Genomic DNA, 10,715 nt, shown 5'->3' with positions numbered 1-10,715 from the left:
GGGGAGTGTGAGGAGTAAGTATTAAACAACTACTAACTACTAACCACTAACCACTGTACAGACGTGCCATGGCACGTCTCTACAAACAACCACCAACCACCAACCACCAACCACCAACCACCAACAATCAACAATTAACCACTAACTATTCTGCAATTGTCGAACTTAAAGTCATAGTTTTCTCCCACAACACTACATTATGAGTGCTGGTTGTAGCGGGGGGCTGGTGTAATGCTATTAACTGGGATAAAGTGCTTTTGAGCTGGGTACGCGGTACAATTTCATCAACAAAGCCGTGTTTGAGTAAATCTTCGGCAGTTTGGAAATCATCAGGCAGTTTTTCCCGTAGGGTTTGCTCAATCACTCGCCGACCTGCAAAACCAATCGTTGCTTTGGGTTCTGCTAGGATGATATCACCTAACATCGCAAAACTAGCAGTTACACCGCCTGTAGTGGGATTAGTTAATACTGGCACATACAACAAACGTGCTTCTTTATGCCGTTCCAAAGCTGCGGAAATTTTCGCCATCTGCATTAGTGAGAGCATTCCTTCTTGCATCCTTGCTCCACCAGATGTACAGACGATGACTACAGCATAACGCCTTTGAGTAGCTTGTTCAATCAAACGGGTGAGTTTCTCACCGACAACCGAACCCATGCTTCCACCCATGAAGCGAAAATCCATGACTCCAAGAGCAATTGGTAAGCCGTTGATCTCACCCAAACCTGTTTTGACAGCATCTACTAAGCCGAGTTTTTCTTGTGTTTCCTGGAGGCGATCGCTATAAGCTTTGCGATCGCGAAATCCCAAGGGATCGGCAGGACGCAAATGCTCATCCATCGGTCTCCAAGTATTAGGATCTATCAGGTGACGGATACGCTCATCACTATCTACCCGATTATGATGTCCACATTCGGTGCATACCATTAAATTAGCCCTCAGGTCTTTGGCATAACTTAATACACCACACATAGGACACTTATTCCACAGTCCGTCTGCGATTTCACGTTCTTGGCGTTCTAGACTGATAGGCCCTGATTTTCGTCGGTTTGCAAACCAATCAAACAGAGATTTTAAACCACGTGACTCTTCGTTGTTTGCCATTTGTTTCTTATGCCAGTAGAGTATGTCAAAAACAGGTTAATCCTTTTTGCGGAGTCATTGTCCCTTTGTCATTGGTATTGAGTTTGTACTAATGACTAATGACTACACAACAAACTTTGTCTTCTAAGCAATATTCAGATTTAGTTTTGCATCTTTGCTTGTCAGCTTAACGAAAATACGTAAACCAGTTCAAGTATGTTTTTCTGGATGCCAAGAAGTTTATAACTTTTCAAGTATGAAGAATATACAGTTGGTTATTTGACATGGTAGATTTGAGAGTGGTGTCAAACACAGGACTTACGCAAAAATTGACAAAAAGATTAATTTTATTAAACCGCCCTCCGGGTACTCTTACCTTGAAGCCGCGCAAAGCGCCTCTACGCCACCTTGCCAACCCTTACCTTAAGCCACTACCCTGCCTTAAGCCGCTACTCTACGAGAAGCCGCTTCGCGTCTACGTGTCTACGTGACGGAGACCTTAAGAGCGGCAAGTGGACTCACCAAGACGCCAAGAACGCCAAGAGTTTGTAGGTTGTGCGTAAGTCCTAAACAATTTTGGATTTGAGATTTTGCAGCCACTGCGCTCTTGGAGATTCGCTCCGTTGTATATGTGGCATGATTTTGGACTGGTTCCACGAGATTTATCTAGGGGCTTGTACGTTACTCGAAATTATTGATTACAGGATTAATCTTAACAGAAGTTAAAGACGATTAAGGGTAATGAAGTTTACAGTTGCAGGCTCAGAAGTAGGGGTGAGTTACGGGTGTCTCTCGCATCGAAGATATAGCATTTGTACAATCATCTTTCAGCTTTATGAAAAGCATATAAGTACCTAAGCATAAATATTTAGCCATTTTTCAACCCAACAGCAATCGCCGTATTCCTTCCCTGTTCCCCGATCCCCGATCCCCTGTTCCCTTTTACGTTCCATTCACAAACAACCGTAAGTAGCTAGACAAAATTGTCTCGCCACCAAACAGAGTCACTACTGATCCAAGTGCAAGAAACGGGCCGAAAGGCATTTTGTATCCCCATCTTCGTTGCGATAGGATCATCATACCGCCGCCTACGGATACTCCCAACAAACAAGCAACAAAAGCAGCCAAGAGTAAGTACTTCCAACCTAACCAGGCTCCCATCATGGCTGCTAACTTGGCATCACCTCCACCCATTACAGTTTTACCAAAAATGATTGAACCAACTGTAGCGATCGCATCAAACAGCCACAATCCCAGCACTGCTCCCAGGATCGCCGTCATCAGGTGACTTGCTAATCCTCTCCAGTTGGCATCTGGTAAAAAACCAACTACTGCTTGAAATACTATCCCGATCACTAATCCTGACTGAGTAAGCTGGTTTGGCAAAGTCATTGTATCTAAATCAATCAGCGACAATGCTAGTAACCAACTACAAAATACCCAGTAGCCCAGCGTAAAAATTGAGACGTCAAAACTCCAAAAAAACAGTAAAAATACTAATGCCGTTACTGCTTCTACCACTGGATAACGCAGAGAAATTTTACCTTGGCAATAGCGACAACAACCTCTTAACCATAGCCAACCCACTACTGGCACATTATCGTAGGGCTTGAGTTGAGTTAAACAATGGGGACAGCGAGAAGGAGGAAAAAGCAGCGATAAGCCAGCAGGAAGCCGATAAACCACAACATTAATAAAACTGCCAATAGAAGCACCCAAGGCAAACACGATGAAATTTGCCAGGATGATCAGCAAAATATCCATAATCAGTCCTTTGTCATTCTTTTAGTTGTTAGTTATTTATGAGGTATTGGTTGTTAAAAATACCACTAACTACTAACTACTATCTACTAACTACTGACAAATGACTAATACATATGTGATTCAATTTGATTTAAAGGCACAAAACATTCTGCGGGCAGGAGAACTGGTTGATTAGTAAAAATCACCTTGCCCCGGTGCGTATCGCGATTAATTGCTACACCAGATGCTTGCCCAGCCATTTCAGGATGTACTTCGCAGTAGGTGTAGTAAATCTTACCAGCTGCTCTGATGACGGCAGGATCAATGAGAGGGGGCTGGTTTTTAGGGTTAGTATAGTTTGCTTGTTCTTGTCGTAAAGCGTACACGACTTATTGAGTATAGTTGTTAGGTTTTGTCTTATTAGTTTATACGAAAGTTTCAGCAATGATTGCCAAAATTTTCGGTTGCTACTGGGGAAGATTATTCTTCCAGAACTTGAATTAAAGCCTCACCCATAGCACGGCAACCTAATAATTGCATACCCACAGACATAATGTCTCCCGTCCGAGCGCCATTTTGTAGGACTTGCAACACACCTTTTTCCAGAAAATCTGCTGCTGCGCCTTGGTTTAAACCATAGCGAAGCATCATTGCTGCGCTCAAAACTTGGGCTAGGGGATTAGCTTTATCTTGTCCCGCAATATCAGGGGCAGAACCATGAACAGGTTCAAACACTCCAGGACCGGAAGCTCCTAAACTAGCAGAAGGCAACATGCCAATGCTACCAGTGAGCATGGCAGCAGCATCTGAGAGAATATCGCCAAACAGATTTCCTGTGACAATAGTATCGAACTGTTTAGGGGCACGTAGTAACTGCATAGCAGCATTATCTACATACAGATGAGTGAGTTCCACATCCGGATATTCAGCGCCTAGCTTAGTGATGCGATCGCGCCAAAGTTGTGATACTTCTAAAACATTGGATTTATCTACTGAACAGAGTTTGCTTTGGCGTTTGCGGGCTGTTTCAAATGCTACTCTACCAATGCGATCAATTTCAGACTCGGTGTACGCCATTGTGTTGACACCGCGCTTTTGGCCAGTTTCCGTTTCAAAAATTCCCCTGGGTTTGCCAAAGTAAATCCCGCCAGTGAGTTCGCGCACCACCATAATATCAACGCCTTCGACAATTTCCCGTTTCAGAGTAGAAGCCTCAATTAACTGGGGTATAATTTTCGCTGGGCGCAAATTAGCAAATAATTCCAATCCTGCACGTAGTCCAAGTAAACCTGCTTCTGGACGTAAATGAGATGGCAGAGAATCCCACTTGTAACCACCAATCGCCGCTAATAATACCGCATCGCTATTGCGGCACACATCTAAAGTAGCTGCTGGTAGAGGTTCGCCTGTAGCATCGATTGCTGCACCACCAATCAGCGCTTCTTGGAATTCAAACTGAAGATCAAATTTTTTTTCCACGACTTTTAGCACGTCTACCGCCACAGCCATGATTTCGGGGCCAATGCCATCGCCAGGAAGTAAGGTAATGCGGTATTGCTGTGCCATAGTTAATTTTGCTTGGGTGAGTGTTTAAGCTTGCAGAAAAATATCATATCAAAACTTCAGTTAGACCTTGTTTAGCAGTATGATGCAGCAAAAATTGATACTCACATCCAGGCTGAATTTTGAACGGTTCAGCGTCTAGCAAAGTTTCGGCTAATTGCCAATTTTGTTGTGCGATCGCCTTCTGGTAGCGTTTGGATAGAGTAATGAACAATATCTTTCACTTCGTTTTCAAGGGCGATTTGGGTTGGTTCAGGATGAATTGATGCCAATTCATCGGTATCTTCCAAAGCAACAATGGCGAAGCGTTTACCGCGTGTGAATCTGTCGCAATGCTTGAAGATAATTTTTTTCAACCAACCAGGAAATACTGTAGGCGATCGCAGCTTGGATAAATTCAGGTAAGCTTCTATAAAGGCTTCCTGTGCTGCATCTTCTGCCAATTGAAAACTTCCCAAAATAGAGTAACTGTAACCAACAGCCATATCCTGGAAATTACGGACTATCTTGCTGTAGGCATTTAAATCTCCAGCTTGAGATTGAATGACTAGTTGTGTTAACTCTTCCGGTTTCAGCTTTTTCTTCATGTTGGACTTATGGTTCCCTATTTCATAAGACCCAACTTGTAAAAGTAAGGTTTGATTATGATGCTTTGCATATTGCTTGCGGCGAAGCAGGCAAAGCCGATTTCCTACTAACCACTGATGACAGGATGTTACGTTTGGCCGTAAAGCACAAAGACTTGCTACAAGTGAGAGTAGAAAACCCTCTGCGATGGCTAATGGAGGTAACAAATGATAGACGTGACTAAGCTTACTCAGTCTGAGATTAGGCGACTGGGGATAGAAGCATTGACTAAAGCCCTTGGTCCTGCTGGCATGATACGATTTATGCAGCAATTTGAACTGGGCAGTGGAGATTACACAAGGGACAGGGATGAAATATTGGGAGATATTACCCTGGAGGAAATCTTTGCTGAGATTGAAGAGGAACAGAAACAACAGGAGAAGAAAGCACACAAAGCTACTCTCGTAGCAAACAAAATAGCAGAGCAAGCTTTTGAGGATTCAACTGCCAAAATTGAAGAAATACCCCAATCTCAAAATAACAGTTAAAAAGTATGCAGGGCAATGCCCTGCTGTGAGATTTTGAATGCTATCTAAAAAAAGTATCAATTAAAACCTGAAATTCTCAATTTCTATGGTAATCCTTGGTACTAATATCAAGTTTCATTAAAGACAGTTTCAATTTCCGAAACGAAGCTGACAAAAGCTGTAGGAAGAGCTAGCTTATTTGATAATCGCAAGCGGCACTCAGCAGCTATGGTAAAAGAATTAGCAATTCGCACCAATGGACTGACGAAGCAATTTGACAGGCACGTTGCCGTTAATAATGTTGATTTAGAAATCTATGCAGGTGAAGTATATGGCTTAATTGGCCCCAACGGTGCAGGTAAAACCACTCTCATCCGGATGTTGGCAGCAGCAGAAGAACCGACTACGGGTGAGATTTATATTAATGGCGATCGCTTGTTACGCGATCAAAGTAACCCCACTCTGAAGCGTCGCCTTGGTTACTTGCCTGATGATTATCCTCTGTATGAAGAACTGACAGTCTGGCATTACCTAGATTATTTTGCCCGTCTGTATCGTTTGCGAGAACCACGCCGGACAAAACGTTTGCACGAGGTTTTAGAACTAATACAGCTGGGGAATAAACGCAATAGCTTAATTGCCACTTTGTCACGCGGGATGAAGCAGCGCCTCAGTTTGGCGCGGACAATCATTCATGAACCGATTTTGCTGCTGTTAGATGAACCTGTTTCGGGACTAGATCCAATTGCAAGGATGCAGTTTCGAGAAATCATCAAAGTCTTGCAAGAAGCGGGAATGACTATCTTAATTTCCTCCCATGTTCTCAGTGATTTAGCAGAATTATGCACTTCGGTGGGAATCATGGAACTTGGTTATTTAGTAGAAAGTGCATCACTACAACAACTCTACCAACGTCTTGCCCGCCAGCAAATTGTCATCTCAACTTTAGGAAAACAAGAAGAATTATTAGCAGAACTAAAGAATAATTCTTGTGTGCAAGAGTGGGAAATCATGAGTGTTAAAAACAGCGTGCGGGTGAATTTTTCTGGTAAGCAGGAAGACTGTGCTGATTTATTGCGATCGCTTATCCAAGCAAACATTCCTGTTAGCGAATTTCACTGCACTCAAGAAGACTTAGAAACTATTTTCCTCAAGCTTGGTCATAAACAAGCATCTTAGTTAGTTGTTGATTGTTGATTGTTGATCGTTTAGCATTTCCTCCTTGTCCTCCTTGTCTCCATAGTCCCTTTTTTCCCCGATCCCCAATTCCCAATTCCCATTTTGGAGTTCTCACCTATGATGCTCAATTTTATGGACAAAATAGGCGACTGGAATCCGCAATTATTGCGGGAAATTAAAGGTCGTCTGAAAGTTTTTCCTGTAGCGATCGCCTGCATTACATCCTTAGTTGGTCAGTTGATATTGTTCTTGTACCAATTACGGGAAATACCAGGCGAAAAATATCAAATGTCTGGAAATTATTGTCGTATAGGAGAAACTTATAAACAACAAATCAATGAGATTTACCCGCAGATTAACAAACTGCAACAACAGTTATCTATATTGGGCAAATCTAAAAATTATGATGCATCAGCAATTCAATCTCTAACACAACAAATAGATCAACTCAAGATCCAAGAAAGGAACATCAATAATATTCTGTACAATCAGTACTGCCCACTTAACCAAATCGACATGCAGGGGTGGTGGCGGGATCATTGGGAATATATATTCCTATCACTAACTGTAATTTTTGTTTTCACACTATTAGTTGCAGGTACATATTTACTGATTAATAACTTAGCTCAAGAAGAAAATCGGGGTACATTAAATTTTCTACGTCTTAGTCCCCAGTCGGAAACAACAATTTTGACTGGGAAAATGCTAGGAGTTCCAATTTTAATTTATCTAGCAGTTGCAGTTGCTATTCCTTTTCATTTATTATCAGGTCGTGCTGCCAACATTGCTTTTAGTCACATTTTAAGTTTTTATGTGATTTTGGCGGCTAGTTGCTTCTTTTTCTATAGCACTGCACTATTATTTGGATTTTTGAGCCGTTTCTTTAGTGGATTTCAACCTTGGCTAGGTAGTGGTACAGTTCTAATTTTCTTATTTGTGACAATGCAATTTGTATCTTCTGGCCCACATCTAGATCATGCAGCTGCTTGGTTGAGACTGTTCAGTCCTTTTGATATGACTGCTTATTTGTTCCCCAATTTATTCCGCAGATACAATTGGCAATTACTGGAACAAATACAATTTTTCTACTTGCCTGTGGGCAAAAGTTTGATTGGTTTACTGGTTTTGAATTTAGTTAATTATGGCTTGTGGAGTTACTGGGTTTGGCATGGATTAAAGCGTCGCTTTCGTAACCCAAATTCTACGATGCTAAGTAAGGGTCAAAGTTATTTGCTCGTTACTTATTTGCAACTTCTTCTTTGGGGATTTACTCTCCAATCTGCCAAAAATTATTATCCTTTCTACCCCAGTGGTACATCTGCTCCTGCTTATTCCGATTTAAACTATCAAGTAACACAAAACTTTGCTTATATAATGTTTTTTAACTTGCTGTTACTGTTCGGTTTAATTGCCATTCTCTCACCCCATCGGCAAGCAGTACAAGATTGGGCTAGGTATCGACACCAAAATATTTCTCGACGTAAAGGACTCTGGCAGAATTATTTATTACAAGATTTAATTTGGGGTGAAAAAAGTCCCGCGCTCATCACATTAGCAATTAATCTTGTAATTGTTACTATTCCGTTAGTAATTTGGATTTTAGTTGCACTTTCTTTGAAAACGAATAATAACAATAGCTTAGACTGGTTAGTTAACGAAGTTGGGCGCTTCAGAGCAATTTTAGGTGTGGTATTGTTTATCTGCATGATGATGATTTATGCCACCATCACGCAAATCATGCTAATGATGAAAAATTCCAAACGTTCTGTTTGGGCAATTGGAACTGTCGCCGCAGCAATGTTTTTACCACCCACGTTTTTAGGAATGCTGAATCTTCATCCAGAGGCATATTCTACGTTATGGTTGCTTTCTAGTTTTCCTTGGGCGGGTTTAGAATATGCGACAACTACGACAGTTTTTGTAGCTCTTTTAGGTGAGTTGGCTGTTTTAGTATTGTTAAATTTGCGATTAAAACGTCAAATCAAAATAGCAGGAGAATCTGCTACAAAAGCTTTGCTAGCAACAAGCTAATTTGCAGAAGTGTGTTAAGAGTGAGATTTTGCACAATCCCATCACCGCTTCAGAATAAATTCTGAGGTTAACAGCTAAAGTCTTCTAAACAGGACTTACGCATAGGTAAGAGAAAAACAAACCACAGAGTACGCAGAGGACACAGAGAAATAAGAGTTTGAGAGGTATTTTGCGTGAGTCATACTAAAGAAGACTGAGTAAAAATTTTAGTCCTTTTTAATGGACTTTAGCTATTAGCCCGGAACTTTAGTTCTGGGCGCTTCTTTAAATTAAGGAGTGTCACCATGATGCACAATTTTCTAGACCGACTAGGAGACTGGAATCCCCAATTATTACGTGAAATCAAAGGACGTCTGCAACTACGCAACATCATTCTGACAATTATTATTTCCTTAGGTAGCCAATTTTTGCTATTTCTAGCTTTTCAATCTCAGTTACCAATTTCTCAGGATAGATTTCTCGATAATTCTAACAAGTACTGTACAGGTAAAATTGTATATAGATTATCGAAATGTTTGTTAGATGAATTTGACAATAAAATCATCAATTGGCAGTTATGGTGGCAAGATGTATTTACATGGCTTAGTATTATTGCCTGTTTTAGTCTTTTGGTGATCGGAACTTATCTGCTGATCAGCGATTTAGCTAATGAAGAACGTCGTGGAACGCTCAATTTTATTAGTCTGAGTCCCCAGGAATCCCAAAACATTTTGGTAGGAAAAATGTTAGGCGTGCCAATTTTGCCTTATCTGGCGATCGCTTTGGCTATTCCTCTACATTTATTATCAGGATTGGCAGCAAATATTTCTTTAGCAGAGATTTTAAGCTTTGATGCTATTGTCTTAGCTGCTTGTTGTTTCTATTACAGTGCAGCACTTCTATTTGGCTTAGTTGGTTCTTGGTTAGGTGGTTTTCAAGCTTGGTTGGGTAGTGGAGTTGTTCTCGGTTTTTTATTACTAACTAAGCAATCACTAGTTTATATATCAACTAATTATCCGTTGAATTTCTTAAGATTTTTAAATCCGTTTTACTTTATTCCCGAACTAGTAGCAATTCCTAATTTTAGCTCCATCGCTTTGTGGAATGATTTTTACTGGTTTGGTATACCAATGGCAGCTAGTCATATCGTAATTACTGGCTTAGCACTTGTAAATTTATTTTGCCTAACGTATTTTACTTGGCAAGCATTACAGCGTTGTTTTCGTAATTCTAACGCTACTATGCTGAGTAAACAGCAGAGTTATTTACTCACTTTTTACTTCACTATTTCATCTTTAGGTTGTATCAATTGGCAATCAATCCTTTGGGGTAAAGTTCCTTATTCCTCAACAATGAAAGATAATCTTGCTTGCCTATTGTTTTTGCATTTTTGGCTGTTTTTGTTTTTAATTGCGGCGATTACTCCTCATCGCCCAACTTTACAAGAGTGGGCGCGTTACCGTCATATTTCTAGTCATAAAGGTTTAGGAAATAGCTATGTAATCAAAGATTTGATTTGGGGAGAAAAAAGTCCGTCTCTTGTGGCGATCGCCTTAAATGCAATTATTGCCATAACTTTCCTCAGTTCATTAATTATTCTGGTGAATAATAATGAAAACCAAATTAGTGCTGTTTATGCCCTAACTTTAGCTGGTAGTTTAACTATGCTTTATGCAGCATTAGCCCAACTCATGTTATTTAAGAAAACTCGACATCGGGTGATTTGGGCTGTTGGTAGCCTTGGTGCTGTAATTATTTTACCAGTAGTCATAATGGTTATGTTTTGGTCTAATTATCCTGGCAATAGTAACTTCATTGGGCTGTTTTCAGTAGCTGCGCCGCTTCTTGCTTTGTATACACCCAACGGAGATTCACTATATTCCATTGGCGTGTTATTTGTAATTCCTGTTCAGGGAATCATGTTAGCACTACTGATTTTGCAGTTGTGGCGACAATTAAAAAAAGCAGGAGAATCTGCAACCAAGGCGTTATTTAGTCGATAGTCAATAAATGAAACTGGATTCCTATATTTATATCTTGCA

At 40.7% G+C, this 10,715-nt stretch carries 9 protein-coding genes; 4 read left to right on the top strand and 5 right to left on the bottom strand.

Going from position 1 to position 10,715, the window contains the following annotated elements:
- Nucleotides 1–145: 145 nt before the first annotated feature.
- The 5 genes from accD to UYI_RS32950 form a co-directional block, all read right to left on the bottom strand.
- On the bottom strand, nt 146–1,105 hold the full coding sequence (gene accD, locus UYI_RS0119410) for an acetyl-CoA carboxylase, carboxyltransferase subunit beta (protein WP_016868339.1): 960 nt from the start codon (nt 1,103–1,105) through the stop codon (nt 146–148).
- A 921-nt stretch (nt 1,106–2,026) separates the two neighbouring features.
- Entirely contained in the window at nt 2,027–2,848 is an 822-nt protein-coding gene (locus UYI_RS0119405; RefSeq protein WP_016868338.1) for a prepilin peptidase, read from the bottom strand.
- A gap of 104 nt (nt 2,849–2,952) precedes the next feature.
- Nucleotides 2,953–3,213 carry a hypothetical protein gene (locus UYI_RS0119400; RefSeq protein ID WP_016868337.1) on the bottom strand — a complete coding sequence of 87 codons (261 nt, stop codon included), beginning with the start codon at nt 3,211–3,213 and terminating at the stop codon, nt 2,953–2,955.
- A gap of 94 nt (nt 3,214–3,307) precedes the next feature.
- Nucleotides 3,308–4,393, bottom strand: a complete 1,086-nt coding sequence (gene leuB / locus UYI_RS0119395) for a 3-isopropylmalate dehydrogenase (RefSeq protein WP_016868336.1) — start codon at nt 4,391–4,393, stop codon at nt 3,308–3,310.
- Nucleotides 4,394–4,521: 128 nt separating this feature from the next.
- Nucleotides 4,522–4,977 carry an RNA polymerase sigma factor gene (locus UYI_RS32950; protein WP_026086055.1) on the bottom strand — a complete coding sequence of 152 codons (456 nt, stop codon included), beginning with the start codon at nt 4,975–4,977 and terminating at the stop codon, nt 4,522–4,524.
- Nucleotides 4,978–5,184: 207 nt separating this feature from the next.
- On the opposite strand from UYI_RS32950, the gene UYI_RS38350 reads away from it, so the two are divergent.
- The 4 genes from UYI_RS38350 (at nt 5,185) to UYI_RS0119370 (ending at nt 10,676) form a co-directional block, all read left to right on the top strand.
- On the top strand, nt 5,185–5,505 hold the full coding sequence (locus UYI_RS38350; RefSeq protein WP_016868334.1) for a hypothetical protein: 321 nt from the start codon (nt 5,185–5,187) through the stop codon (nt 5,503–5,505).
- A 207-nt stretch (nt 5,506–5,712) separates the two neighbouring features.
- On the top strand, nt 5,713–6,663 hold the full coding sequence (locus UYI_RS0119380; protein WP_016868333.1) for an ABC transporter ATP-binding protein: 951 nt from the start codon (nt 5,713–5,715) through the stop codon (nt 6,661–6,663).
- Between the two features lie 117 nt (nt 6,664–6,780).
- The gene (locus UYI_RS0119375; protein ID WP_016868332.1) at nt 6,781–8,694 is read left to right on the top strand and encodes an ABC transporter permease subunit; all 1,914 of its coding nucleotides are present in this window, start codon (nt 6,781–6,783) and stop codon (nt 8,692–8,694) included.
- 284 nt (nt 8,695–8,978) lie between these two features.
- Nucleotides 8,979–10,676 (top strand): hypothetical protein, encoded by a 1,698-nt coding sequence (locus tag UYI_RS0119370; protein WP_016868331.1) that lies wholly within the window; start codon nt 8,979–8,981, stop codon nt 10,674–10,676.
- The last annotated feature ends 39 nt before the right edge of the window (nt 10,677–10,715 follow it).

It is taken from the genome of Fischerella muscicola PCC 7414 (assembly GCF_000317205.1).
Classification (GTDB): domain Bacteria; phylum Cyanobacteriota; class Cyanobacteriia; order Cyanobacteriales; family Nostocaceae; genus Fischerella; species Fischerella muscicola.
Note: the sequence above shows the minus strand (reverse complement) of the source record. Positions and strands in the feature narration are given on the sequence as shown.

Coding starts and splice junctions, on each gene's coding strand:
- UYI_RS32950 (WP_026086055.1), bottom strand. CDS start 4,977: ATGAAGAAAAAGCTGAAACCGGAAGAGTTAACACAACTAGTCATTCAA.
- UYI_RS0119375 (WP_016868332.1), top strand. CDS start 6,781: ATGATGCTCAATTTTATGGACAAAATAGGCGACTGGAATCCGCAATTA.
- UYI_RS0119380 (WP_016868333.1), top strand. CDS start 5,713: ATGGTAAAAGAATTAGCAATTCGCACCAATGGACTGACGAAGCAATTT.
- UYI_RS38350 (WP_016868334.1), top strand. CDS start 5,185: ATGATAGACGTGACTAAGCTTACTCAGTCTGAGATTAGGCGACTGGGG.
- UYI_RS0119370 (WP_016868331.1), top strand. CDS start 8,979: ATGATGCACAATTTTCTAGACCGACTAGGAGACTGGAATCCCCAATTA.
- accD (WP_016868339.1), bottom strand. CDS start 1,105: ATGGCAAACAACGAAGAGTCACGTGGTTTAAAATCTCTGTTTGATTGG.
- leuB (WP_016868336.1), bottom strand. CDS start 4,393: ATGGCACAGCAATACCGCATTACCTTACTTCCTGGCGATGGCATTGGC.
- UYI_RS0119405 (WP_016868338.1), bottom strand. CDS start 2,848: ATGGATATTTTGCTGATCATCCTGGCAAATTTCATCGTGTTTGCCTTG.